Annotated in this window: 25 protein-coding genes and 1 pseudogene; 19 read left to right on the top strand and 7 right to left on the bottom strand. The window is 63.2% G+C overall.

Features of this window, described 5'->3' with window-relative positions; all coding sequences use genetic code 11:
• Window positions 1-157: 157 nt before the first annotated feature.
• Complete coding sequence (locus tag LCM4576_RS13585; protein WP_041004172.1) at window positions 158-430, bottom strand: hypothetical protein; 273 nt, start codon at window positions 428-430, stop codon at window positions 158-160.
• A 184-nt stretch (window positions 431-614) separates the two neighbouring features.
• On the opposite strand from LCM4576_RS13585, the gene LCM4576_RS13580 reads away from it, so the two are divergent.
• The 9 genes and pseudogenes from LCM4576_RS13580 to LCM4576_RS13530 all read left to right on the top strand — a co-directional run bounded on the left by LCM4576_RS13580 (window position 615) and on the right by LCM4576_RS13530 (window position 10059).
• Window positions 615-1721 (top strand): NAD(P)-dependent oxidoreductase, encoded by a 1107-nt coding sequence (locus tag LCM4576_RS13580; protein WP_071032549.1) that lies wholly within the window; start codon window positions 615-617, stop codon window positions 1719-1721.
• The gene (locus tag LCM4576_RS13575) at window positions 1718-2791 is read left to right on the top strand and encodes an NAD-dependent epimerase/dehydratase family protein (protein ID WP_071032548.1); all 1074 of its coding nucleotides are present in this window, start codon (window positions 1718-1720) and stop codon (window positions 2789-2791) included. Before LCM4576_RS13580 ends, LCM4576_RS13575 begins: the two co-directional genes overlap by 4 nt.
• Window positions 2788-4080: a TIGR04295 family B12-binding domain-containing radical SAM protein gene (locus LCM4576_RS13570; RefSeq protein ID WP_071032547.1), complete on the top strand. Its 1293-nt coding sequence runs from the start codon at window positions 2788-2790 to the stop codon at window positions 4078-4080. Before LCM4576_RS13575 ends, LCM4576_RS13570 begins: the two co-directional genes overlap by 4 nt.
• On the top strand, window positions 4065-5165 hold the full coding sequence (locus tag LCM4576_RS13565; protein ID WP_071032546.1) for a glycosyltransferase family 4 protein: 1101 nt from the start codon (window positions 4065-4067) through the stop codon (window positions 5163-5165). The genes LCM4576_RS13570 and LCM4576_RS13565 overlap by 16 nt, the downstream gene beginning before the upstream one ends.
• Window positions 5166-5167: 2 nt before the next feature.
• On the top strand, window positions 5168-6298 hold the full coding sequence (locus LCM4576_RS13560) for a glycosyltransferase (protein ID WP_071032545.1): 1131 nt from the start codon (window positions 5168-5170) through the stop codon (window positions 6296-6298).
• Window positions 6295-7389, top strand: a complete 1095-nt coding sequence (locus LCM4576_RS13555) for a glycosyltransferase (RefSeq protein WP_071032544.1) — start codon at window positions 6295-6297, stop codon at window positions 7387-7389. The genes LCM4576_RS13560 and LCM4576_RS13555 overlap by 4 nt, the downstream gene beginning before the upstream one ends.
• Window positions 7386-8492: a glycosyltransferase gene (locus LCM4576_RS13550; protein WP_071032543.1), complete on the top strand. Its 1107-nt coding sequence runs from the start codon at window positions 7386-7388 to the stop codon at window positions 8490-8492. Before LCM4576_RS13555 ends, LCM4576_RS13550 begins: the two co-directional genes overlap by 4 nt.
• A gap of 23 nt (window positions 8493-8515) precedes the next feature.
• Window positions 8516-9535: pseudogene (locus LCM4576_RS34780) on the top strand (UDP-glucuronic acid decarboxylase family protein); the annotation flags it as partial.
• A 365-nt stretch (window positions 9536-9900) separates the two neighbouring features.
• Complete coding sequence (locus LCM4576_RS13530; RefSeq protein ID WP_041010234.1) at window positions 9901-10059, top strand: DUF3309 domain-containing protein; 159 nt, start codon at window positions 9901-9903, stop codon at window positions 10057-10059.
• Window positions 10060-10092: 33 nt separating this feature from the next.
• Here LCM4576_RS13530 and LCM4576_RS13525 read toward each other — a convergent pair whose 3' ends face one another.
• The 6 genes from LCM4576_RS13525 to LCM4576_RS13500 all read right to left on the bottom strand — a co-directional run bounded on the left by LCM4576_RS13525 (window position 10093) and on the right by LCM4576_RS13500 (window position 16391).
• Window positions 10093-10974 (bottom strand): cytochrome c oxidase assembly protein, encoded by an 882-nt coding sequence (locus LCM4576_RS13525; protein ID WP_244510797.1) that lies wholly within the window; start codon window positions 10972-10974, stop codon window positions 10093-10095.
• 62 nt (window positions 10975-11036) lie between these two features.
• The gene (locus LCM4576_RS13520; RefSeq protein WP_071032539.1) at window positions 11037-11633 is read right to left on the bottom strand and encodes a cytochrome c oxidase subunit 3; all 597 of its coding nucleotides are present in this window, start codon (window positions 11631-11633) and stop codon (window positions 11037-11039) included.
• Window positions 11634-13547, bottom strand: coding sequence for a cytochrome c oxidase subunit I (gene ctaD, locus LCM4576_RS13515; protein ID WP_071032538.1), 1914 nt, complete (start codon window positions 13545-13547; stop codon window positions 11634-11636). It abuts the gene before it with no gap.
• Window positions 13544-14623 (bottom strand): cytochrome c oxidase subunit II, encoded by a 1080-nt coding sequence (coxB, locus tag LCM4576_RS13510; RefSeq protein ID WP_083361394.1) that lies wholly within the window; start codon window positions 14621-14623, stop codon window positions 13544-13546. The genes ctaD and coxB overlap by 4 nt, the downstream gene beginning before the upstream one ends.
• Before the next feature lie 167 nt (window positions 14624-14790).
• The gene (locus LCM4576_RS13505) at window positions 14791-15843 is read right to left on the bottom strand and encodes a c-type cytochrome (RefSeq protein ID WP_071033129.1); all 1053 of its coding nucleotides are present in this window, start codon (window positions 15841-15843) and stop codon (window positions 14791-14793) included.
• A 92-nt stretch (window positions 15844-15935) separates the two neighbouring features.
• Window positions 15936-16391 carry a cytochrome c family protein gene (locus tag LCM4576_RS13500; RefSeq protein ID WP_071032536.1) on the bottom strand — a complete coding sequence of 152 codons (456 nt, stop codon included), beginning with the start codon at window positions 16389-16391 and terminating at the stop codon, window positions 15936-15938.
• A gap of 202 nt (window positions 16392-16593) precedes the next feature.
• Between LCM4576_RS13500 and LCM4576_RS13495 the strand changes: the two genes are divergently transcribed.
• Genes LCM4576_RS13495 through LCM4576_RS13455 form a run of 10 tightly spaced genes read left to right on the top strand, consistent with a single transcriptional unit; the run spans window position 16594 to window position 25047 of the window.
• The gene (locus tag LCM4576_RS13495; protein ID WP_071032535.1) at window positions 16594-17697 is read left to right on the top strand and encodes an inositol-3-phosphate synthase; all 1104 of its coding nucleotides are present in this window, start codon (window positions 16594-16596) and stop codon (window positions 17695-17697) included.
• On the top strand, window positions 17694-18290 hold the full coding sequence (locus LCM4576_RS13490) for a histidine phosphatase family protein (RefSeq protein ID WP_071032534.1): 597 nt from the start codon (window positions 17694-17696) through the stop codon (window positions 18288-18290). The genes LCM4576_RS13495 and LCM4576_RS13490 overlap by 4 nt, the downstream gene beginning before the upstream one ends.
• A gap of 13 nt (window positions 18291-18303) precedes the next feature.
• Entirely contained in the window at window positions 18304-19404 is a 1101-nt protein-coding gene (locus tag LCM4576_RS13485; RefSeq protein ID WP_071032533.1) for a glycosyltransferase, read from the top strand.
• The gene (locus LCM4576_RS13480; RefSeq protein ID WP_071032532.1) at window positions 19404-20207 is read left to right on the top strand and encodes a nucleotidyltransferase family protein; all 804 of its coding nucleotides are present in this window, start codon (window positions 19404-19406) and stop codon (window positions 20205-20207) included. Before LCM4576_RS13485 ends, LCM4576_RS13480 begins: the two co-directional genes overlap by 1 nt.
• A gap of 2 nt (window positions 20208-20209) precedes the next feature.
• A complete protein-coding gene (locus tag LCM4576_RS13475) occupies window positions 20210-20971 on the top strand; it encodes a TIGR04290 family methyltransferase (protein WP_071032531.1) in 762 nt (253 codons plus the stop codon).
• Entirely contained in the window at window positions 20964-21896 is a 933-nt protein-coding gene (locus LCM4576_RS13470; RefSeq protein WP_071032530.1) for a beta-xylosidase, read from the top strand. The genes LCM4576_RS13475 and LCM4576_RS13470 overlap by 8 nt, the downstream gene beginning before the upstream one ends.
• Window positions 21897-21903: 7 nt before the next feature.
• Window positions 21904-22092 (top strand): hypothetical protein, encoded by a 189-nt coding sequence (locus tag LCM4576_RS36300; protein ID WP_131803248.1) that lies wholly within the window; start codon window positions 21904-21906, stop codon window positions 22090-22092.
• Window positions 22089-23153, top strand: a complete 1065-nt coding sequence (locus LCM4576_RS13465) for a glycosyltransferase (RefSeq protein ID WP_071032529.1) — start codon at window positions 22089-22091, stop codon at window positions 23151-23153. The genes LCM4576_RS36300 and LCM4576_RS13465 overlap by 4 nt, the downstream gene beginning before the upstream one ends.
• Window positions 23150-24136 (top strand): GNAT family N-acetyltransferase, encoded by a 987-nt coding sequence (locus tag LCM4576_RS13460; RefSeq protein WP_071032528.1) that lies wholly within the window; start codon window positions 23150-23152, stop codon window positions 24134-24136. Before LCM4576_RS13465 ends, LCM4576_RS13460 begins: the two co-directional genes overlap by 4 nt.
• A 50-nt stretch (window positions 24137-24186) precedes the next feature.
• Window positions 24187-25047: a bifunctional 2-polyprenyl-6-hydroxyphenol methylase/3-demethylubiquinol 3-O-methyltransferase UbiG gene (locus tag LCM4576_RS13455; RefSeq protein WP_244510796.1), complete on the top strand. Its 861-nt coding sequence runs from the start codon at window positions 24187-24189 to the stop codon at window positions 25045-25047.
• Window positions 25048-25058 lie beyond the last annotated feature (11 nt).

The raw sequence follows: 25058 nt of genomic DNA, 5'->3' as shown, positions 1-25058 counted from the left end.
ATCCTGAAAATGGTTCCGCGCCATAGCGGCCGCTCTGGCCAGYGCCTCAAAGTTTCGCAAGGAAATATCAGCGCGCAGTTTGGGGCAACCCACAGGCCTGTGAGGTCGCGCAACCTCGATCGCTCTTAATGCAACGGACATCGATGCCGGCAAGAGCTCAAGTCTTGCGGCCGCGCTCGACGAATTTGTTGAAACGGCTTTCTCCTCCGCTGCCGGCCTTGTCCTGGTGAAGGAAAGCCAGATCGTTCTCGTCGAAGATCCTGAAGAACTCATCCCACTCGATCGGCTCGAGCGCTTCTTCCGGCTCGCCGAAATCGATGCGCAGGATGCCACCCTTGCCTTTGGTGCGGACCACGGCGGGATGGCCATCCCTTTCCTCCACCCATTTACGGATTTCGTCGTGATTGGTGGTCGTCTTCGCCTCGGACATGGCTTTTCCTTTCTCGCAGCGGGACCGACGCGGTCCTAACAGCGCGCAAAGGGCAATGTTCCAACCGATCGGCAGTCCGACCACGGATTGTCACGCGCATTGCGGGAGGAGCTTTGTTGAAGCAGGGAACAAACCTTTTGTCCCGCAGTTCGGGAACCCAACGCCAAATCCGCAAGGAGTTCTCGTGAAACGTGTACTGGTTACGGGGGGCTGCGGTTTCATCGGCCGGCATGTCGCCCAGGAGCTCATAGAACATGGCTATGAAGTGCGTATCCTGGACGTGCTTCTGGATCAGGTCCATGGCAGCGAGGCCATCAGCATCCCGGGTGGCGCCGAGCTGACAAAGGGCGATGTGCGCGACCCGGGAGCAGTGGCAGAAGCCGTTTCGGGTATCGACGCCGTCATCCATCTCRCTGCCGAGGTCGGCGTCGGCCAATCCATGTACGAGATCGCCCGCTACGTCGGCACCAATGATCTCGGYACCGCGACCCTGCTCCAGGCATTGATCAAGCAACCGGTCGAACGGATTGTCGTCGCGTCCTCGATGAGCATCTACGGCGAGGGCCTCTATGAGACACCGGACGGGCGGCGCATTGACGACGCCCGCCGCAAGCCGAGCGATATCAGGAACGGCCAGTGGGACCCGTTGTCTGCTGCGGGCGAAAGCCTGTCGCCGATTCCAACCGACGAGGAGAAGCGGCCTGACCTCGCCTCGATCTATGCGCTGACCAAATATGCGCAGGAGAGGGCGGTGCTGATCTTCGGCCAGGCCTATGATGCGGATGCGGTGGCCTTGCGCCTGTTCAACGTCTTCGGCGCCGGACAGGCGCTCGCCAACCCCTACACGGGCGTGCTCGCCAACTTCGCCTCGCGTCTTGCCAACGGCAAGCGGCCGATGGTCTTTGAGGACGGCAAGCAAAAGCGCGACTTCGTCCATGTGCAGGACGTCGCCCGGGCCTTCCGACTGGCATTGGAGCAACGCCAGGCAGCTGGCCACGCCATCAACATCGGCAGCGGACGGTCCTACACGATCAGCGAGGTCGCCCGCCTGCTCGCCGAGGCAATGGGCGTTCCGAAGCGGCCACCCGAAATTCTCGGCAAGGCGCGCTCCGGCGATATCCGCAACTGCTTCGCCGATATCGGCAAGGCGCGCGAGCTGCTCGGCTTCGAGCCGAGCCGCCGGCTGGAGGATTCGCTTGGCGAATTCGCGGCCTGGGTTCGCAACAGCGTCGCCATCGACCGCGGCGCCGACATGAAGCGCGAGCTTGAAGAGCGAGGGTTGGTGTCATGAGCCAACGGGATCGCAATCCTCGCAAGGCGCCGGTGGTTGTCATCGGCGGCAGTGGCTTCATAGGCTCCAATCTGGCCGACAGTCTGCTGTCGGACGGCGAGCCGGTGCTGGTCATCGACAATTTCAGCCGTTCCGGCGTCGAGCAGAACCTCGAGTGGCTGGCGCAAAAGCACGGCAGCCGGCTCAGCGTGGAAACCGTTGACATACGCGACGGGAGCAGCCTGGCCTCGGCCCTGGCGCCGGCCAAGGCGATCTTCCATCTGGCCGCCCAGACCGCCGTGACCACGAGCCTGGTCGATCCCGCGCAAGACCTCGACATCAATCTCAAAGGCACGTTCAACGTGCTCGAAGCGGCGCGCCGCACGGGCGTCCCGGTAATCTTCGCCAGCACCAATAAGGTCTATGGCAGCTTGCCCCAGATCGCGGTGCGAGAAGCCGACGATCGATACGAGCCGGATGACGAAGCCATCCGCGCCAATGGCGTGGCCGAGACGATCGGCCTCGATTTCTGCACGCCCTATGGCTGTTCGAAGGGCGCTGCGGACCAATATGTCCTCGACTACACCAAGTCCTACGGCCTGCCGACGGCGGTGCTGCGCATGAGCTGCATCTACGGCCCGCGCCAGTTCGGTACCGAGGATCAGGGCTGGGTCGCGCATTTCCTRCTCAGCGCGCTCGACGGCCGACCGATCACGATCTAYGGCGACGGCAAGCAGGTGCGCGACATCCTRCATGTGTCCGACGCGGTTGCCGCCTATCGCGGCTTGCTTGGCAGGATCGAAGACCTCAAGGGCCAAGCCTTCAACCTCGGCGGCGGACCGCACAACGCCGTCAGCCTGCGCGCGCTGCTGTCGGAGATCGCCGCCATGACAGGCCGCAACATCACGCTCCGCCACSATCTGCAGCGGACCGGTGACCAACCCTTCTTCGTCGCAGACACCCGCAAGATAGAGGCCGCGTTGGGCTGGCGGGCGCGCGTCCCGTGGCGCGAGGGCGTCTGCGATCTCGCTGAATGGCTGCTGCGGCACCGTCTACAGCCCCGCCCCGAAACCGCGAGGTATGTCGCATGAAGGTCGCACTGGTCAACCCGCACTGGACATACGAGCACAGCATCTATTTCGGATGCCGGCAGCCGCATCTGCCGCTGGAGCTTGGCTACTGCAAAGCGCTGCTGGAAGCCAACCGCCACGAGGTGCTGATGCTGGATGGACAGCTGCAGGACCTCGACAACGCCACACTCGCGGAGCGAGTGGCCGCGTTCGGGGCGAACATGACTGTCGTGACCACGGCGCCGACTTACCTGTTCTGGCGCTGCGCGCCTCCGGAGTTGCGGGTGCCGGCAGAGTTCCTGCAGCATCTCGCCGGACGCGGCGGCCGCACCGTCGCCGTCGGGCCGCACGGCTCGGCAACCCCTGCCCCCACCCTGCGCAAGCTTGGCGCCGACATCGTCGTGCGAGGCGAATGCGAGGAAGTGGTGGCCGAACTCGCTGGGTGCGACGACTGGACCGCCGTCCCCAACACGGCGTGGTTGGACGGCGACGCGCCGGTCAGCAACGGTGGCGTCGCGGTCAGCCGCTTTGTAGACCACCCGGCCCTCCATTGGCCGTCCGATTGGATTGCTGCCCATGCGCATCATCATCATCGGTTCGATACAAACCAGAAGGGCTTCGGCGCGGAAGTGGAGGCATCCAGGGGCTGTCCATATAATTGCAGCTTCTGCGCCAAGATCGATTTTCGCGATGCATACCGGCGCAGGAACCATGACGCCGTCATTGCCGAGATTGACTGCTTGATCGCGCAKGGCGTTGGCTACGTTTATTTCATCGACGAGATTTTCCTGCCGCAGAAGGCGCTGCTCGAGGCGTTGATCAGCCGCGACGTCCAATTCGGTGTCCAGACCCGCATCGATCTTTGGAAACCGGAGCTGCTCGAGTTGCTGGGCGAGGCCGGCTGTGTCTCGATCGAAGCAGGCCTCGAAAGCCTGACCGTCGAAGGCCGCGAGATGCTGGCCAAGCGCTGCCGGCTGGACACGGAGGAACTGGCCGCGCTGCTGGTCGATGCCCGGCGTCACGTTCCCTTCGTCCAAGCCAATCTGATCGGCGTGGTCGAGGACGACCCGGCGCTGGTGGATTATTGGCGCAAGCATCTTATCGACAACGGCGTCTGGGCCAACGAACCGGTGCCGCTCTACCCCTATCCAAGCTCGCCCAGTTACCGCGAGCTATGGGGCGAGCCCRACGATTTCGCGTGGGAGCGCGCGCATGAGCATTACCTCGCCTCGTTTCGAACATTCAGCGACATCCAGGACCAGCGTCCGCGCGCATTGGCCGAGTTGGAGTCCTCATGCTGCAATCGCTGATCCATCGCCCAAGGCGTATCCTGATGACCACCGACGCCGTCGGCGGGGTTTGGCGCTATTCGCTCGATCTGGCGCGCGAGCTCGTTGCCGGCGGCGACACCGTCATGCTGGCCGGCCTGGGACCCCGGCCTTCGGCGGAACAGGTCCGGGAAGCGCAATCCTTCGCATCGCTCGCGTGGCTTGAAACCCCGCCGGACTGGATGACGCGCGACGAGAGCGCTCTCGATCGGTTTCCCGAAGAAATGCAGGCCATCGCAACAGCCTTCGCCGCGGATCTTGTTCATCTCAACGCACCGGCTCAGGCGGCAAGGATCGATCTGCCCTGCCCTCTCGTGGTGGTCTCGCATTCCTGCGTCGTGACGTGGCTGCATGCTGTACGCGGCCAGGTCGTGGCGGGCGACTGGGCGTGGCAGAAGGATCGCAACCGGGCTGGATTCGACCGCGCCGGGGTAGTCGTCGCACCCAGCCGCAGYCACGCCGCCATGCTTGAGTCCTGCTATGGAGCGATCTCGCGACTGAGCGTCATCCACAACGGCGCCCTGCCTGGCCCACCGGAGTCGCGCCGCGAATCGTTCGCTTTCGCCGCCGCCCGTTGGTGGGACGAGGGCAAGAACGCCAAGGTGCTCGATGCCGCCGCCGCGATCACCGAATGGCCGATTTACGCCGCCGGCCCGCTCGACAGTGGTGATGGACAGCGGACTTGCCTCGATCATTGCGTCACGCTTGGCCCGGTCGGCCACGCCGAGGCGCGGCGGCTGATGGCGCGGGCCAGCATTTTCGTTTCGCCCTCCATCTACGAGCCTTTCGGACTTGCCGCTTTGGAGGCTGCGCTCTCGGGTGCGCCCTTGGTGCTCGCCGACATCGCGACCTATCGCGAGATCTGGGACGGCGCGGCCATGTTCTTCGACATGCACGATCCTCGCGCCCTTGCCCAATGCATCTCCCGCCTCGCCGGCGACGCCGACCTGCGCCGCCAATTCGGCCGGCGCGCCGCCCGGCGCGCGCGTAAACTTTCGCTGCAGGCGCAGGCAGCGGMGATGCGCGAAATCTACGATCGGGCGGCGATGGCCGTCGCGGAGCGCTGACCATGCGGTTCGTGTTCTACACCCATTCCGTCGTTTCCGACTGGAACCATGGCAACGCGCATTTCCAGCGCGGCATCATGCGCGAACTCATCGCGAGAGGACACCACGCATTCGCGCTCGAGCCCGCGGACGGATGGAGCCGATCGAACCTGCTGGTCGAGAWAGGTCCTTTCGCAGTCGAACGTTTCCGGAAGGATTTTCCCGAGCTGATACCGGTGACCTACGACGCATCCTTCGATCATGAGGCCTGGATCGCGGACGCGGATGTGGTGGTCGTCCATGAGTGGACCGATCCGGATCTTGTCGCCCGTATCGGCCGGGCCAAACTCAACGGCGGCAATTTCACGCTGCTGTTCCACGACACGCATCATCGCGCCGTATCGGCCACGCAGTGGATTTCGGCATTGAACCTTGAGCATTATGACGGCGTCTTGCTGTTCGGCCAGGCATTGCGAGAGAGCTATCTGCGCGCCGGATGGGGCAAACGGGCCTTCACCTGGCATGAGGCAGCCGACGATCGGCTGTTCAAGCCGTTCCCCGACGTCGATCCCTTCCTGGATCTGGTGTGGGTCGGCAACTGGGGCGATGACGAGCGTAGCGCCGAAATCCAGGAGTTCCTCGTCGAGCCGGCACGTGAGCTTGGCCTTTCGGGAACCGTCCACGGCGTACGCTATCCGGCACGAGCGCGGGCGGCACTGGCCGACGCTGGCCTCAAATACCAGGGTTGGCTCGCCAATGCCGATGTCCCGAAAACCTTCGCGCAGCATCGTGTGACGGTGCACATTCCGCGCCGGCCTTACCGCGAACACCTGCCCGGCATTCCGACGATCCGCATGTTCGAGGCGTTGGCCTGCGGCATTCCTTTGATCTCGGCACCCTGGCCGGACGTCGAAGGGCTGTTCCGTCCCGGCCAGGATTTCCTCTTTGCCCGCGACGGCGCCGAGATGCGGCAACATCTGTGCGATGTGCTGCACGATGCCGGATTTGCGCAGGCGTTGGCGGCGGCCGGRCTGGAAACCATTCTCGCGCGGCACACGTGCCGGCACCGCGTGGACGAACTGTTCGACATACTCGCCGCGTGCGGCAATCGCGCTGCGGTCGACAGCACGACAGCAAAGGAGGCTGCCGCATGAAGATCGCCTTTTACGGATCCAGCCTGTTGTCATCCTACTGGAACGGCGCCGCCACCTATTATCGGGGGCTGCTGAAAGCGCTTTCCCGGCATGGCTACGACATCGTCTTTTATGAGCCGGATGCCTTCGACCGCCAGAACCATCGCGACATCGACATTCCCGACTGGTGCGACGTCGTCGTCTATGAGGCGACGCCGGATGCGCTGATGCAGGTCGCGTCCCGCGCCGCTGAGGCCGATATCGTCGTCAAGGCGAGCGGTGTCGGCTTCGAAGACGAGGCCCTGTTGCGCGCCGTGCTAGACCACTCCCGCAGCGACGCGCTGACGGTGTTCTGGGACGTCGACGCCCCGGCGACGCTCAGCGAGTTGCGCAACCATCCCGACCATCCTCTCCACGAGGAGCTCAAGAGGATCGCCCTGGTGYTGACCTATGGCGGCGGCGATCCCGTCGTATGGGATTACCGGGCGCTTGGCGCGGCCGAATGCGTGCCGATCTACAACGCGCTCGACCCCGAGACGCATTTCCCCGTCGCCCGCGATCCCCGCTTCRCCTGCGATCTCGCTTTTCTCGGCAACCGCCTGCCGGACCGCGAGGCGCGCGTGGAGGCCTTCTTCCTCAAGCCCGCCAGTGCCCTGGAGGACCAGAAGTTCCTGCTCGGCGGGTCAGGCTGGGGCGACAAGCCAATGCCGGCGAATGTCTCCTGGCTCGGCCATGTCGGCACGCGGGACCACAACGCGTTCAATGTCACGCCGAAAGCGGTGCTGAACATCAGCCGCGACAGCATGGCCAGCAACGGGTTTTCGCCGGCAACGCGGGTGKTTGAAGCAGCCGGCGCCGGCGCATGCATTATCACGGATGCCTGGGCCGGCATCGAGCTGTTCCTGACGCCTGGCGAGGAAATCCTGGTGGCTCGGGACGGCGCCGACGTTGTCGAGATCATGCGCACGCTTACGCCTGGGCGCGCGAAGAGAATCGGCAAGGCGGCGCTTCGACGCGTTCTTGCCGAACATACCTACACATTGAGGGCTGAACTGGTTGACGCCATCTTCAAGGCGCATTTCGAGCGCCGGACCGTGGAGGCCGCGGAATGACGAAGCCGCTCGACATCGTTTTCCTCGGTCTGTCGTTGTCCTCCTCCTGGGGCAACGGCCACGCGACGACCTTTCGGGGGCTGTTGAGAGCGCTCAACAAGCTCGGGCATCGCGTCACATTCCTCGAGCGCGACGTGCCCTGGTATGCGYGTCACCGCGATCTGCGCGACCCCGATTTCTGCGACTTGCGCTATTACGAGACGGTCGGCGAACTCCGCCGCAACCATGAGCGAGACCTTCGGCTTGCCGATGTCGTGGTCATTGGTTCGTTCGTACCTGAAGGCAAAGCGATCATCGACGATCTCGCGTCCTTGTGCACCGGGCAATTCTGCTTCTACGACATCGACACTCCGGTGACGCTGGCAAGGGTCGCGGAAGACAGCTGCGACTACCTCGCGCGTCGGCAGATCCCCTATTTCGACGTCTATTTCTCCTTCACGGGAGGGCCGACCCTTGAACGCCTGAAGCTCGAATTCGGAGCGCGCCGGGCAGAGCCGCTCTATTGTTCGGTTGACCCMGAGCGGCACCATCGGATCGGAAGCAAGATCGAATGGGATCTGGGCTATCTCGGCACCTATAGCACTGACCGGYAGCCGATGTTGGAAGCGCTGCTGGTCGAACCGGCGCGCAGGCTGCCGCAGCGAAAGTTCGTGGTTGCCGGTTCGCAGTACCCCTCCGAGATCGCCTGGCCTTCCAACGTCGAGCGGATCGAGCACCTGCCACCCGCCGATCATGCCGCCTTCTATAGCAAGCAACGTTACACGCTGAACCTGACACGCACTTCGATGATCGCAGCCGGATGGTCTCCCAGCGTGCGGCTTTTCGAAGCCGCAGCGTGCAGAACGCCGATCATCAGCGACCGCTGGCCGGGCCTGGAAAACTTCTTTCCAGCCTCGGCAATCYGGACGGCCGCGAGCGCGGAAGATGTGACGGAAATCCTTCTGGGACAGTCGGACCGCGCCAGGCTGRACATGGCCAGACAGGCTTGTTCGCTGGTCCTCGGCGGACACACCGGGGATGCTCGGGCACGTGAGTTCACGTCAGTGCTCGCGCAGCCACGGGTACGYCCGCTGCTCGCGGTGGACGTCGAAAGTGCAGCATAACAGGCATACAGGAGAACGTAGAGATGCGGCGTTCAAGAATGGTTCGACAGACACGGACGGTGCTTGTCGCCGGCGGTGCGGGTTTCCTTGGTTCGCACCTATGCGAGGCCCTGTTTGCCGAGGGCCATCGAGTGATCTGTGTCGACAACTTTCTCACCGGGCGTGTGGAAAACATAACCCCCCTTGTCGGCCAATCGCAGTTTCGGCTGATCGAGCAGGATATCTGCACTCCGCTCGAGCTCGGTGAGCCGGTCGATCATATTTTTAACCTGGCATGCGCGGCGTCTCCTCCCCGTTACCAAGCCGACCCGGTTCACACGACCCGCACCTGCGTGATCGGAACGCTCAACCTGCTTGAGCTTGCCGTGCGCGACGGCGCGCGATTCCTGCAAGCCTCAACGAGCGAGATCTATGGCGATCCCGAACAGCATCCGCAGCACGAGGATTATTTCGGCCATGTGAACTGCACTGGCCCGCGCGCCTGCTACGACGAAGGCAAGCGCGCGGCAGAGACGCTCTGCTTCGATTATTTGCGGGCCGATATGGTCGATGTGCGTGTCGCTCGCATCTTCAACACTTACGGCCCGCGAATGGACCCTGCCGACGGCCGCATCGTCTCGAATCTGGTCATGCAGGCACTGGAAAGACGACCGCTGACTATATTCGGCGACGGTCGGCAAACGCGATCCTTCTGCTACGTCACCGACCTGGTCGATGGCCTGTTGCGGCTCATGAACGTCGAGCCCAATCCGCGCCTGCCGGTCAATCTTGGCAATCCCGGAGAATTCACCATCCTCGACTTGGCCGGCCTGGTGAGGGAACTGACCGGCACCAGGTCGCCCGTGAAATTCYTGCCTTTGCCACAAGACGATCCTCGCCGGCGACGGCCCGACATAGCTCGCGCGAAAGCGCTTCTCGGTTGGTCACCCAAGGTGCCGCTCAGGCAGGGCCTGCTGCAGACAGTCGTCTACTTCGCCGATCTGGACGACACTGCGTCTGTGCGGTCGGCCRCACCGAATGCCAAGTCGGGGGTGGGCAGATCTGGATCTTTCAGCTCCAACGATGCGGATCCGGCGAGCGTTCTTTTCACCCGAGCGGAACATCCGACCAAGGTTCTGGTTGGGCCTGACAACCAGTTAGGAGAACATAGCCGTGCAGTCGAAGCGATCAGCCAAGGACATCGACCAGATGGTGGCCGCGGAAACCGCCGCCTTCCTGCGACGAGCCTCCATCACGTATCTCGAATGCTGCGTCAGTCTGATGATGACGCATCTCCAACGCGAAGAAGTCGCCAGCATCCTCGAGCAGGAAGCTGACATGCTGCGCAAGCTGGACTGAGACCTGGGCACTGTTCCATTTTTCGCGACTACCGGGCCGGCATTGCGCAAACCAGGAAAGGAGAACCGATATGGGTCTCAGTACAGTCCTCATCATCATTCTTATCTTGGTGCTGATCGGCGCGATCCCGGCTTGGCCGTATTCGTCAGGCTGGGGCTACGGCCCTTCAGGCCTCGTCGGCGTCATACTTGTCATCTTGGTGATCCTGGCTCTCATGGGCAGGATTTGAGGATTGGATAGCCCGGCCAAGCCTGAAATTGCTCTAATTTCGCATGGAACTCGCACTGCCGGCCTTCACGGCGGACGATCCGCTTCCGATCCAAAAGGCCGTCAGGACCAATGCGGCCGCGAGGTAGAGCGCGGAGGCGCCCACCCACATGATCAAGCCGCCAAGCTGCTGGTCTTCGAGGGCCGTGAGGTTCCATTGCGACGCTGCCGAGTTCTTCGGAACGAACACGTCATTTTTTGACAGAGCCAGAATCGCGCCAAGCAGCCMGCAATGCGTGGAGGTGAAGAACAGATAAAACACCGACGCGCCGTAGCCTCTTCGGCGCGCTCGGCCATTGAGCAAAGCCCACCAGAAGAGCAGCGCGCTTGCCAGGAAGCTGAAATGCTGCAGCCAATGCACCGGCTCGCTCGCGAGGGCGGYGTCGAACAGAGCTGGTATGTGCCATGACCAGATCGCGAGGCCATGCAAGATCGTCGCGGACGCTGGGTCGGTCAGGCCGCGCCACGTCATTCGCACAAGGCGCCATCGTGCCCCGCGCGCAAGGTGCCGCCGTATGGCGCGAGGGAACGCCCACAACATGGCGCCGAGCGGTCGCGACAACACAAGCGGAGGCGCCGCGGCGATCATCAACACCTCGTGCTCAATCATGTGCGCCGTAAACAACCGCTCGCCCAATTCGTGTAGCGGAGACACAAGGGCCGCAGCAAGCGCTGCCCAACCTGCCGCAAAGCAGGCCAGTTGCCACCATGCGACGCCGCGCCCCACTCCTGCCTGCCGCCAAAGCCRCACCACGCCACCGATGTAGAGCAACAATGCAAGGCCAAGCGGAATGACGGTCACRCCGGAGACCGGCCAGCCGCCACCAGGCGCTTGATCCGCGCCATGAGCAAAGGCGATGGCCGGCGTCAGCGCCATGCATGCTGCCGAAGCAAGCGCTCCGAGYAATTGCGCCTGGCCGATGCGTAGGACGCCCCGCATCAGAGCCTCGGCAGCCAATAGAGCACCGCGTAAAGCGGCAGCCACGACAACACGACAAAATACCAGTAGAAAGCATTGTCCTCGGCATCGCTGAAGCGTTTGCCCGTCCCATGCTTGGTGAACATCAGCACGGTCAGGACGAGCGTGTCGGCGACGTCCGTCAGCACGTGCACGCCATGCAGGCCGAGCAGAAGCCAGACAAAAGAGCCGTACGCGTTGTCGCTCCAGCGCACCGGCAAGGCCGAGAATTCCATGACACGCAGTCCGACAAGCACCAAACCGACCGCGCTCATGACCAGCAGCAGCACACGGACCGAGCGCAGGCTCTCCCGCATGGCCGCTCGCCTGATCAAGAAGTTCGGCAGCGCGCTGACGACAAGGACGATCGTGAAGAGCGCGGACCAGGCCAAATTCAAGGGAACCGCGTCCTTCGTCCAATGCGTGTTGGTGACGGCCAGGTAGAGATAGCCGCCAATGCCAAGGGCAAAGCCAGTTCCTTCCAGCAGACAAAATGAGAGGGTCCCCCACCAGGGAGTGACACGCGAGCCGAAGGCATAGGTCGGCAAACCGGAGACATCGATGACGCTGCGGACCATCTAAACGTTCTCCTCGATGGTCTTCGGCCAGAACCAGGCGACCAGGACAATGGCGACGACAGGCGAGCCCCAGGTAATCGCCCACGGTGTGTAGATCGAACCGATGAAGGCGACGGCGGTGGCGAACGCCGCCAGAAAGGGCCAGATCGACGGCGCCGGAGATTCCTCGCGAATGTCCGGCCGAGCCTCGGTGATGCTCGTCACCACCAATTCGCGCTCATCGACCTTGAGGCCGCCGACCACCGCCTTGTCGTCGCCCTGATCCCATAGCGGCGAGCGGGATGTGATGTAGGGGATGCGATCGAAATTCTGGGGCTGGGGCGGCGAGCTGGYCGCCCATTCCAGCGTTTCGGCATCCCAGGGATTGTCGCCGGCAAAGGCCCCCGAGCGAGCGCTGACGACCATGTTCCAAAGCATGAGCAGAAAGCTTGCGAAGAACAGCAGCGCACCGGCGCTGGCGAGCAGGTTGAGCCCGCCCCAGCCCATCTCGGCGGGATAGGTGTAGACCCTGCGCGGCATGCCGTGCAGGCCAAGCAGATGCATCGGAAAGAAGGCGGTGTTGAAGCCGATGAAGGCAAGCGCGAACTGCCACTTGCCGACCCGCTCATCCATCAGCCGGCCCGTCACCTTCGGGAACCAGTAGTACACCGCCGCGACAAGCGGAAAGAGAGTGCCGCCAATCAGCACGTAGTGGAAATGAGCGACGACGAAATAGGTGTCGTGCACTTGCRTGTCGATCGGGACCGACGCCAGCATCACGCCCGAGAGGCCGCCGGCGACAAAGATGAAGAAGAAACCGAGCACGAAGATCAGCGGCGTCTTGAGCACCGGCTTGCCGTCCCAGAGCGTCGCGATCCAGCAGAATATCTGGACGCCGTTCGGAATTGCGATAGCCATGCTGGAGGCGGTGAAGAAGGCGGCGCCCACCTCGGGCAGGCCGGTCACGAACATGTGGTGAACCCACAAGCCGAAGGACAGAAAGCCGATTGCGATCAGCGACAGCACCATCGGCAGATAGCCGAAGACCGGCCGCCTGGAGAATGTCGCCACGATCGCCGACACGAAAGCGGTTCCAGGCAGGAAGATGATGTAGACTTCGGGGTGGCCAAAGAACCAGAAAAGGTGCTGCCAAAGCAGCGGATCACCGCCCGCATCGGCATTGAAAAACTGCGTGCCGACCAGCCGATCCATGATCAACATCGACGAGGCGAGCATGACCGCCGGCATAGCGAAAATGATGATGAAGGAATGGACAAGCATCGTCCATACGAAGAGCGGAATGCGGTCAAGCGTCATGCCCGGCGCGCGCTGCTTCAGCACCGTGACGACGATCTCCACCGAGACCGCGAGCGCGGCGACTTCGGTAAAGGTGATCWTCTGCGCCCAATAGTCGGGCCCCTTGCCTGGAGTGAAATCCAGGCTTGCGAGCGGGACGTAGGAGAACCAGCCGACGTCCGGGCGAATGCTCAACGCGAAGCCGCCCCACAACATCAGGCCGCCGAACAGGTAGACGTAATAGGAAAAGGCGTTGAGGCGCGGGAATGCGATGTTGCGGGTGCCGACCATGAGCGGCACCAGATAGACGGCGAACGCCTCGCCAACCGGCACGCCGAACAGAAACATCATCGTTGTGCCATGCATGGTGAAAAGYTGATTGTAGAGCTCGGCGTCGACGAGATGGCTGTCCGGCCGCGCGAGTTGCAGCCGCATGATGATCGCCATGATGCCTCCGGCCAACAGGAAGGCGAAGGCCGTCACGGCATATCGGATGCCAATGATCTTGTGATCGACCGTCGAGAGGGYTCCGATCAGACCACGCCCCGTCCCCCAGGTCTTGCTTAGCCTCGCGCGCAGTTCCTCTTCACCCAGATCGGTATCGCGGGTCTCGTGACGTTCTTCGGCCGCCGGGCTCATTGCGAACTCTCCGACGGAGCGGCGGATGGAGGCGACCCCGCGGAAGCAACGCTTTGCCTTGCAAGATGCGCCATCGGCCTTGCCGGTGCGGCCTGATTGGCGCGCCAGCGCTCGAACTCTTCCGGCTCCATTGYCACCACGAAGATCGCCATATGCGCATGCTGCAGACCGCAGAATTCGGCGCACTGGCCGCGATATGTGCCTGGCTTGTCGGCTTCAATACGGAGCTCGTTGCTTTTGCCGGGAATGAGATCGAGTTTGCCGGCGAGGCTTGGTACCCAGAAAGAGTGGATGACATCCGCGGTGGCGAGCTTGATGTCGACCGGGCTGCCGACCGGAATGCGAATCTCGTTCGCCGTCTCGAAGCCGTTATCTCCTTCGTACCGGACCTGCCACCACCACTGGTGCCCYATGACGGAGATCGTCAGCGCCGCGCCTGCCCCGCTCCTGAACACCGCCTTTTGTCCGCCGAAGCTGAGCACGGTCAGGCCTGAGAGAATGATGGTGCTCGACGCCAACATAGCGGCAAAGGCGATCTGCATCGGTGGCCTGACGGCCGGACGGGTTTCAGYAGGCTCGCCGGGACTGCCGCGCCTGTGCACAAGCGCGAGCAGCAGCCCCGCCATGGTGACGAGCCAGATAAAGCCGAGCACTGACGCGAAGGTCCAGAACAGAACAGCCAGAGCGTCGGCCTGTCTGCCATGCGGATCGAGGACCGACTGCGTGCCGGTACAGCCCGAGACGAGCATGCAGCTGTGAGCGCCTAGGAGACCTGGCAACGCCGCCGCTCCCMTTTCGAAGACCTTCAGAAACCGAGCAAACAGGGCATTCGGAACTCTCCAGTTCCGTTCCGTGTTGTTGGGTTGATCCGAGGCCGAGGAAGCCGAGCCGTGAGTCTCAGACGCGATATGAGGATTTTCCGTGAGCCCGGATTTTACCTTGCGACATTCCTCGCCTTCTGCCTGATTGGTGGCGTTCTTCTGTTTTGCGGCATCTATGCGCCATAAGGTCAGCGGATGCCGGGGGTGACCGCCCGCCCCGAAATTCTGCATCTCGTGAGCCTGCCAGAAATCCATTCAGCGTGGTTCACCCGGAGAAGGACGCCTCAGCCGGCTGTCCGCCTTACGCGGCCCGCTGTGCGCATTCGGAACTGGCAGCAAGGGATAAAGTTCCTTGGAGCCGATCTCGACCTGCCCGCCCAGCAGCCCTCCCCGCTTTCGATTCCGCAAGCCGCGCATCCTGGTCATTGAGGACCTGCAGAGCGCTTGGAGAAAAAGGCCGATACCGCCCGTATGTCGTCGTCCGTGAGGCGTTGCGCCGCGGTCGCCATGATATGCCAGAATCGCGTGCCGCCTCGGYTCTCGGATCGGAACAGCTTCAGTTGCCGTTCGAGGTAAGCGGCATGCTGGCCGTCAAGGCGCGGGTAGAGCGGATTTTTGTCGGAGCCGATGTGGCAGCCGGAACAGGCAGGCACGTTCCGCTCCGGAATTCCGTCCTCGGCGATTTGCTGTCCCCTGCCGATCACCTCTGCCGGAACTTGATCGCTGTCCGCTGATACTGACGGCTGCGCCGCAAAATGCCGGGCAAGCGCAGCCAGGTCGGCGGGGTCGACGCCGGTCACCGGCAGAGCCATGAAACCGCTCGTGCGATCGCCTCTGGCATAGGCTTGGAGACTCGCGAACAGATAGGCTTCCTTCTGCCCGGCGAGAGCGGGTACGAGGTCACCCCTGCCCCCGCCGTGCCCTCCGTGACAGCGCGTGCAGTCGGCGAGCGCCGCCGGAGCGGTAGGTTGCGATCCACCTAGGGCAAGGTCCCGAAATCCGTTTGCATCGAGCTTCGGCAGCTCCCGCAGGAAGGCAACCATGGCCCAGACCTCATCATCCCGGTCGCGGGCCGGCCAGGCRGGCATTCCCGTGAAGCGTATTCCATGCTTGACGATGCGAAACAGCTGAGCGTCGGTCCAGTCTCCGACCGTCAAGGCAAGATCCGGCGGCTGCGGAAGCATCCGCATCACCGCCGGTGAGCGGGGCTCACCCGGTTCGCCGTGGCAGATCGCGCAGCCCCGGGCAAAATGTCCGGCTGCCGCCGGAAGGCCCCGGCTGTCGAGCGTTTTCGGGGCATCCACGGCCAACGCATAAGTGCGCACGGCCGAGCGCATGGCGAGCTGGAGGAACCAGGCGGTCACCTTCCAATGACCACTGCTGGCACCGACGTTGAAGAAGCCGACCCACGCTCCAAGCAATATGACGATCGGCAAACCGACAGCGCCGAGGACGACATGCTTCAGGCGGATCATTATCGGCTGGTCTTCGACCTGCTCGAGAGCAGTTCCCGCGTCAGGAGGAATCCTGGACCTCTGTGGYAAAGGGCGCTTTCGAGAACCGGACATCACTGCAGGGCTTTCAAATATCGYGCGATCGCCTGGATATCGGTTTGCGGAAGCATATCGAACGCGGGCATCCTCACGCCCGGCTTGAGCAGATCTGGCCTGGCGATGAACCGCGCGATAGCCTCCTCCGTGTTCGGCAAAACGCCGGCACCGATCGCTGTTCGCGACCCGAGGTGGGAAAGGTCTGGGCCTATCGTTCCATGGGCATTGGTGCCTCTTATGGTGTGGCATGCGCCGCAACCATTGCGCAGGAACAGCGAAAGCCCACCGCCCGGGTCTCGAAGTGCCGCTGAGTTGTCGGGTTGCGGCGCAGTCATAGTTGTCGGCGCGATCGTAAGTCCGAGGGCCGTCGCCCGGGGCTCGCCGAGTTCGTCGGCTGCGGCCCAGCCGATGCTCTTGGCAAAAAAACAAAATGCGCAGCCAACCAGAAGAAACAGGCCGACGTTTGCGGACATGACATCGCTCCGGCGCTTTAACTTGGCAGGATGGGCGAGGTTCCATTCTCGTACGCCAAGGCTTCACTATGCGATAGCAACGCGCTCTCGGAAGCGTTGACCCGCGATCGGCCCAGCAATTTTTCCGAGAGCAAGGAACATTCCTGGCCGATCCTGGTTCGGCGGCGAGGAACTTACCTCCAACAACAGAGGCAGCGGTTTCGTGACATCGAAAAAGGTTCGCATCGGCATCATCGGTGTCGGCAATTGCGCATCCTCCCTTGTGCAAGGCCTCACCTACTACCGCCAGGCAGAAAGCAACGAGCCGATCCCCGGGCTGATGCATGCCGATCTCGGGGGCTATCATGTCGACGACGTCGAAGTTGTCTGTGCCTTCGACATTGCCAAGCACAAGGTAGGCCGCGATGTGGCCGAGGCGATCTACAGCGCGCCCAACAACACCTTCCGCTTTGCCGATGTGRCACCGACCGGCGTGCGCGTGGAACGCGGGCCGACCCTCGACGGCATCGGCAAATATCTGCGCGATCTCCTCGAGGAAGYGGACGAACCGGTCGTCGACGTGACCGCGAGCCTCCGGGAAAGCGGAGCCGAGGTGCTGGTATCCTATCTGCCCGTCGGATCAGAAGCGGCCACCCGCTTCTATGCCGAATGCGCGTTGGCAGCCGGCTGCGCTTTCGTCAACTGCATACCGGTTTTCATTGCTTCGCGGCCGGAATGGCGTCGGCGCTTCGAGGAGCGTGGCCTCCCCCTTGTCGGCGACGACATCAAGAGCCAAGTCGGCGCGACCATCGTTCACCGGCTGCTCGCCAATCTCTTCCGAGACCGCGGAGTGCGCATTGATCGCACCTACCAGCTCAATTTCGGCGGCAACACAGACTTTCTCAACATGTTGGAGCGGGAGCGGCTGGAATCCAAAAAGATATCCAAGACGCAATCGGTCACCAGCCAGATCGATGTTCCGCTCGAACCGGGCAATATCCATGTCGGGCCCAGCGACCATGTACCTTGGCTCACCGACCGCAAATGGGCCTATATCCGCGTCGAAGGCACAACTTTCGGCGGTGTGCCGCTGAATGCCGAGCTGAAGCTGGAGGTGTGGGATTCGCCCAACTCCGCCGGCGTCGTGATCGACGCYGTGCGATGCGCCAAGCTGGCCCTCGATCGTGGCATTGCGGGGGCACTCACCGGGCCCTGCAGCTACTTCATGAAGTCGCCGCCGGAGCAGTTCACCGACGCCGAAGCCCGCCTGCGCACGCTCGCCTTCATCGACGGCAGGGACGAGCCGATGCTCGACGCCGCCGAATGACCACGATCTTCTTTCTTGTCCGGCATGCGAAGCACGATGATGTCGGCCGCTGTCTGCCGGGACGCCTGGATGATGTCGATCTCGGCCGCGCCGGCCAATCGCAGGCGCGGCAACTGGCGGACCGCATGGCGAGTGAGCCGCTTGCCGGGATCTTGAGCAGCCCACGCAGGCGCACCCTGGAAACCGCGAAACCCATTGCTGCCGCCTGCGGYATCGAACGGATCTCGATACGTCAGGAGTTGGACGAGATCGATTTCGGTGCGTGGTCGGRCAAGACGTTCGAAGAGCTGAATGGCGACGCCGCCTGGCGGATGTGGAACGACCAGCGACAGAGCGCACGCACCCCAAACGGCGAGACCATGCAGGACACGCAGCAGCGGATTATCGGCCTGATGGATGCGCTGCGCCAGCAACACCCAAACCGGCACCTTGCGCTGATCAGCCATGCGGACGTCATCAAGGCCGCGGTGTGCAAGGTCCTTGGCCTTCAGCTCGGCGACTGTTTCCGTTTCGACATTGAGCCCGCCTCGATTACGACCATTGTCCATGGCGACTGGGGTTCAAAGCTCATTCGCCTGAACGAAATTGCCTGACGGGAGCTGTCCGATGCGGATGGTGATCTTCGGCCTCACTGTCACCTCCTCCTGGGGAAACGGGCATGCCACGCTCTGGCGCGGGCTGATACGCGCCTTGGCGCCCCTCGGCTGGTCCATCACTTTCTTCGAACGCGACGTGCCCTATTACRCCGGCGCAAGGGATCTCCATCACCTCGATGGYGGCGAACTCGTGCTTTATCCGCGTTGGAACGACATCGCACAGCTCGCGGCTGCCGCGGTCCGGGAAGCTGACGTTGTGATCGTTACCTCCTACTGCCCGGATGCCGTTGAGGCCTCACGCCTTGCGCAAGAGAGCTGCCGCKGGCTCAAGGTGTTCTACGATCTCGACACAGCGGTGACGCTGGYACGCATCGAGCAAGGCGACCAGCCATCCTATTTCGGCTCCGAAGGCCTTCGCGATTTCGACCTGGTGCTGAGCTACACCGGCGGCCCGGCGCTCGATGCGCTCAAGACGACGCTGGGTGCGCGTCTCGTCGTGCCGCTCTACGGACATGTCGACCCCGATCGCCATCGGCCGGCGCAGCCCAGACCGGAGTTCGCTGGCGATCTGTCCTATCTCGGAACCTATGCCGAGGATCGTCAGGCGGGAGTCGAGGCATTGCTGGTGGCGCCGGCTGCGCGGATGCCGGGTTGCCGCTTCATTATCGGCGGCGCGCAATACCCGCAGGATTTTCCGTGGTGCGACAACATCTTCTTTGTCAGGCATCTGCCGCCTGCCGACCATCCGGCCTTCTTCTGCTCCTCACGCCTGACCCTGAACGTCACGCGTGAAGCGATGGCGCGCAAGGGCTGGTGTCCCTCCGGCCGACTGTTCGAAGCGGCAGCCTGCGGCGCCGCTATGATTTCCGATGACTGGCCGGGCATCGACAGCTTCTTCAACCCCGGCAGTGAAATCGTGCTTGCGCATTCCACGGACGACGTGGTCGCCGCGCTCGGTTTGTCGGATGCGGAGCTCGAGGCGCTGCGCCGCAAGGCCCGCGAGCGCGTCCTCGATGAACACACATCGACGCGCCGCGCCGCGGAACTGGACCGTATCCTGAACGAGACCGTTCGGGCGCGAGCAAGCGAAGCTTTGAAGGAAGCCGTCTGATGTTGGGTATCGTGCCGGCCGCCGGGCGGGGCAGCCGCATTCAACCGCTTGGCTTTTCCAAGGAACTGCTGCCGGTAGGCAGTCGAATGGACGGGCAAACCGAACGCCCCTGCGCCGTCAGCGAATATCTGGTGCGCCGGATGGTGCGAAACGGCGTCGACAGGATCTGCTTCATCATCGGCTCGGGCAAGTCGGACATCCTCGAATATTATGCGGCCGGCTATGACAGCGCCGCCGCCATCTTCGTGGCGCAACCTTCTCCAGTCGGCCTCTGCGACGCGATCTTCCGCGCCGCGCCGATCGTTGCGCCCGAAGAGACGGTGCTGATCGGCCTGCCCGACACGATCTGGTTTCCCGAGGACGGCTTCTGCCACCTTCCGGACGACCGGCTGTCCTTCCTGCTGTTCCCTGTCGACCGGCCGGAGCTTTTTGACGCCGTGGCCGTGGATCGGGATGGCCGTGTCGAGCAGATCCAGGTCAAGCAGCGGGATGCTGTCACCAACTGGGTCTGGGGAGCATTCAAGATGCCGGGGCGCATTTTTCACCGGCTCGCTGCGCTCTGGCGCGAGCGGGACGGCTACGACGAGTATTTCGGAACGCTGATCAATGCCTACCTTGCCGCCGGAGGTGAGGCCTGGGGCGTTAAGGCGGGCTCGGCCTATGTCGATGTCGGGACGTTCAACGGCTATCGCACGGCGCTCCGGCTGCTTGAAAACAACGACGCGCCGAAAGACGGCGGCATGCCGATATTGGTGACGTCAAGCCGCTCGCAAACACCTTTCTTGCCGGGCGAAGGAGCCTGATTATGCTGCATTCCGACGCGGAAATACGCCGTCGCATCGACGCGCTGGGCCCTTGGTTCCACAACATGGAACTGGCGGGCGTGCAGACGGCTCCCGACCATTTTCTTGGGAACTATCYGCTGATCAAATGGCAGAAGTTCGCGGATGCGATCCCGGCCGATCTATCGGGCAAGTCCGTGCTCGATATCGGCTGTAATGCCGGTTTCTATTCGATCGAAATGAAGCGRCGGGGCGCCGACCGCGTGCTCGGCATCGATTTCGATCCGGCCTATCTGACACAGGCACGCTTCGCCGCGGAAATTGCGGATTGCGACATCGAGTTCCGCGAGCTCTCGGTCTACGACGTCGGCGCCMTCGGCGAGACCTTCGACATCGTGCTTTTCATGGGAGTGCTCTACCACCTGCGCCATCCGTTGCTGGCGCTGGACCTGATCCGCGAGCACGTCGCGCGCGACCTGATGATTTTCCAGTCGATGCAACGCGGGAGCAGCAAGGTCCTCGCGCTCGAACAGAATTACGATTTCTGGACGCACGACCTCTTCGATCGGCCCGAATTCCCGAAGCTGCATTTCATCGAGCATCGCTATGCGGACGACCCGACCAATTGGTGGATCCCGAACCGCGGCTGCATCGAGGCGATGCTGCGCAGCGCCGGTTTCGAGATACTGATTCACCCGGAGGATGAGGTTTATTTCTGCCGCGCGGCCGGTGAGCCGGCCGGCGAAGGCGCGGTCTATCCAGTGAAAGGACGAAACGATGATTGAAGCCGCCATGATCTGGAACGAGCCCAACAACAAGTCGCATTGGGATCCCGAGCTCGATCCGGACTGGAGCCGCTTCGCCAGCATGGCGATCCTGGCGGGCGATGCCATCGGCCTCGAAAACCCTGCGATCACCCGGATCCTTGGTGGCATTTCGCCGATCGATGCCGGYTTCATGTCGCTGATGAAGGGGTTCGGAGTACTCGATCACGTCGACGCCGTTGGCGTGCATGGCTTCCCGCTCGACTGGAATCTTTGGCAGATCCATGAATGGCCGCAAAAGCTCGGCGAGATCGCCGCGGTCACCGATCTGCCGATCTGGGTCAGCGAAGCCGGCGTGTCGAGTTTCGGCGCCGAGGAGGTCCAGCTCTGGGGCCTGCGCCAGACAGCGGAGTTGCTGCGTGGCAACGCGCCCCGTGTGCAATGGTACAGTCTTTATGACTTGCCTCACGCATGGGGAGCGACGACGCGGCATCGCGAGGTGGAAGGCTCTTCCTACTATCGTCATTTCTACATGGGTCTGCTGCGCGAGGATGGCACGCCCAAGCCGGCACTCGAGGAGTTCCTGCTCCACACTCCGGAGATGGGGCTGGTCCAGTGGTTCCATTTCGAGGACCACCGGCTGGACGACGCGGTTGCCTGGATGAAGCGCCTGGGCGTCACCAATCTGCGCACGGGGCTTTCCTGGGCCGACAGTTTCAGGCCGAACGCGCTCGACTGGTTCGATCGTCAGATGGAAGCGCTCGCCGACTTCGACGTCACCGTCACCTTTTGTTTCACGCCAGAACATCGCGGCCTGCAGCCTCATCACACCAGCCCACCCCAGGTGCCCGAAGAATTCGCCGAATTCTGTGCGAGCATGATCCGCCGCTATGCCCCGGCCGTGCACAACGCCGTCATGCCCGCGCGGCGGGTCTCGGCCGCGTGAGATCATCATGCCGACCGCCGAGCACTCGCCACATGCGCTGACCGAACCCGCCTTTCGGCGAAAACAAGCCATGCCGGCCGGCCACACGACGCAACAGCTGATGTTCGCGCCGTTCTCCGGTTCGATCGGGCGCTGTCGACGGGCGCCGGCAGGCGACTTTCGCGAAATTGAGGGGCTTCGGTTCGATCGGCCATGACGCTCACCGTGCTCAACGTCGCCTACCCGCTTGCGCCAGTCGGCCTCAATGCGGTCGGTGGCGCCGAGCAGGTGTTGTCGGCGCTGGATCGCGCGCTGGTGCGGCAAGGCCATCGTTCCATCGTCGTCGCCTGCAAGGGTTCCAGTGCCGCCGGCACGCTGGTGGAGACGCCCGCCGAAACAGGCGCGCTCGACGAGACGGCAAAGCGCCGCGCCCAGCGCGCGCATCGCGCGGCGATCGCTGCCGCCCGGGCGCGCTGGCCAGTTGATGTGGTCCACCTGCACGGTATCGATTTCGACGCTTATCTGCCCGGCGACGGCCCGACGCTCGTGACACTGCATCTGCCGCTCGCCTGGTATCCGCAAGACGTCCTGAGGCCGGCACGCGAGGACCTGTGGCTGCACGCGGTGTCGGACGCGCAGCAAAAAACAGCGCCGGCAGGATCGAGGCTGATCCCGCCCATTCCAAACGGGATCGACGTCGATGCGTTGAACGACGCCCGGTCGCGTCGCAATTTCGCGCTCGTGCTGAGCCGGATATGCCCGGAAAAGGGCATCCACCTGGCGATCGACGCCGCGAAGCGCGCCGGCGTGCCGCTTGCGATAGGTGGGCAACTCTATCCCTATCAGGCACATGTCCAGTATTTCGCCGACGAAGTGGAGCCTCGTCTTGACAGGCGGTGCCGCTTCCTGGGACCGCTCGGGTTTTGCGCCAAGCGGCGGCTCCTCAACTGCGCCCGCTGCCTGGTTGTTCCGAGCCTTGCCGCGGAAACGAGCTCGCTGGTCGCCATGGAGGCCCTCGCCTGCGGCACGCCCGTTGTGGCCTTCCCGAATGGCGCCCTGCCCCATGTCGTCGAGCACGGCAAGACCGGCTTTCTGGTCAATGACATCGATGAGATGGCGATCGCCATCGACGCCGCGGGCGACCTCGATAACGAAACATGCCGGGCGGAGGCGCGTGACCGGTTTTCGCTCGATCGCATGGTTTCGGCCTATATGGATGCCTATCGGGGGCTGGCCAAGCTTGGCGCTTCGCGCGCGGTATCGGGGRCCGCCCGGTGAGCGGCTTGTGTGCCGATATCATCCGGGACCAGGCTGCGTTCGATGACCTTGAGCCGCATTGGTGGGTACTATGGTTCCGAAGCGCCTCCGCGACGCCTTTCCAGTCACCCGCCTGGCTGTTGCCGTGGTGGCGGACATTCTCGCCCGGTGATCTCTGCRCGATCGCCATATGGAGCGGAAACGATCTCGTCGGCCTGGCGCCTCTCTATCGCGAGACGCGCGTTTCCGGCTCTTTGCTGCTGCCGGTCGGAATCTCGCTGAGCGATTATTTCGATATCCTGTGCGCGCCCAACCAGGAGGCAGCTGTAAGTGCGGCTATCGCCGAGGCCACGCTCTCGCTGGAGTGGTCGCAATGGATCTTGCCGGATCTGCCGGCTGGGGCTGCCTCCCTCCACCTCGGGCTGCCGAACGTCGCGGAGAGCCGATCTCCGAACCATGCCGCTTGCCCGGTGCTCTCGCTTGCCCGCGGTGAGACATTCGCACGCTCGATACCTTCCCGGCGCCGGCGCCAACTGCGCCGCGCCGAAAGAGCTGCGCAACGGCGAGGACGGGTAGCCGTCGAGCGATGCGAGGCCGATCCGAAGACATTCATGGATCAGCTGGTTCGACTGCACAGCGCCCGTTGGGCCGGACAGGGTGTGCTCACCGACATCGCACAGGATTTCCATAGGAGGGCGCTGCCTCGCCTCGCCGCGAACGGACTGGCCAGGTGCTGGTTGATCGAGATCGGCGATACCATCGTTGGCGCGTATTACGGGTTCCATCATCGTGGTCGCGCATATGCCTATCTCGGCGGCTTCGATCCCGCTTATGCGCAGGAGAGCCCCGGCGCGATCCTGATCGGCAAAGCCATTGCCGAAGCCGCTCGAGAGGGGGCACGGGAGTTCGATTTTCTGCGAGGCCGCGAGAATTACAAATACGGCTGGGGGGCAGAAGATCGATGGACGGTGCAAAGAGTCTGGACCCGGAACGCGTCGCCATGACCGCAGCGGAACGAGAGAGGATGACCGCGAGGCATATCCTCGAGAGATGCATGGCAAACGATCTGTCCGCCGAAGTCGCAGTCGCCAGATTGGCGCTCAATCTCCAGCCGGACGTCAAGCCGGCGGAGCTGGCCGATATCGCGCTGGACATGCGCTCATACGCCCCGCGTCGGAGAGGCTGGCTCGAAGAGGTGGCCATGCTGCTTTCCCGCAAGGCGGTTTCCTTTGACGATCTCCGGACAACGGCAGCTTCCGTATGTCATGACCGTCTGGACGACGAAACGCATGAGATGACTGTCAGCAGGCTGGCCAGCGGCTTCGACCGGGCCGCCGCCATTTCTCCGGCTGCCAGCGYCCAACTGTCGTCGCTTGGCGATGAGGAGAAGCTTTCGGCCGCGACGGCCGAGATTGCTTCCTGGCTGGAGCAACAAGGCTTTCTGGGCAGGGGCAAGACAATACTCGACATCGGCTGCGGTATCGGCCGCTTCGAACGCGCGCTCCACCAAAAGGCAAAGCACATTGTGGGCATCGATATCTCTTCGAGGATGCTCGAGATCGCCCGCCAACGCTGCGCCGGCCTCGGCAATGTGGAGTTCCGCCAGACCTCGGGCCTCGATCTTGGTGAGTTCGTCGCCGCCGGTTTTGATGGTGTGCTGGCGGTGGACTGTTTCCCCTATCTGGTGCTCGCCGGCATCGCCGATCGGCACTTCAGCGAAATCGCGCGCCTGTTGCGGCCAGGAGGACTGGCGGCCATTCTCAACTATTCGTACCGGACGTCGCCAGCCGTCGACTCTTTCGATGTCCGCCGTCTTGCCCACGCATGCGCAATGGACGTCCTCGTCGATGCCGATTTGCCTTTCCGACGCTGGGACGGCACCGCGTTTCTTGTTCGCCGTTCCGGCGGAACATAACCGGGAGACCG

This window comes from Mesorhizobium sp. LCM 4576, assembly GCF_001854815.1.
GTDB lineage: Bacteria > Pseudomonadota > Alphaproteobacteria > Rhizobiales > Rhizobiaceae > Mesorhizobium > Mesorhizobium plurifarium.
The sequence above is the reverse complement of the archived record's forward strand: the minus strand, read 5'-3'. Positions and strand labels throughout refer to the sequence as shown.

Coding starts and splice junctions, on each gene's coding strand:
- LCM4576_RS13585 (WP_041004172.1), bottom strand. CDS start 430: ATGTCCGAGGCGAAGACGACCACCAATCACGACGAAATCCGTAAATGG.
- LCM4576_RS13530 (WP_041010234.1), top strand. CDS start 9,901: ATGGGTCTCAGTACAGTCCTCATCATCATTCTTATCTTGGTGCTGATC.
- LCM4576_RS13520 (WP_071032539.1), bottom strand. CDS start 11,633: ATGGTCCGCAGCGTCATCGATGTCTCCGGTTTGCCGACCTATGCCTTC.
- LCM4576_RS13480 (WP_071032532.1), top strand. CDS start 19,404: ATGTTGGGTATCGTGCCGGCCGCCGGGCGGGGCAGCCGCATTCAACCG.
- LCM4576_RS36300 (WP_131803248.1), top strand. CDS start 21,904: ATGCCGACCGCCGAGCACTCGCCACATGCGCTGACCGAACCCGCCTTT.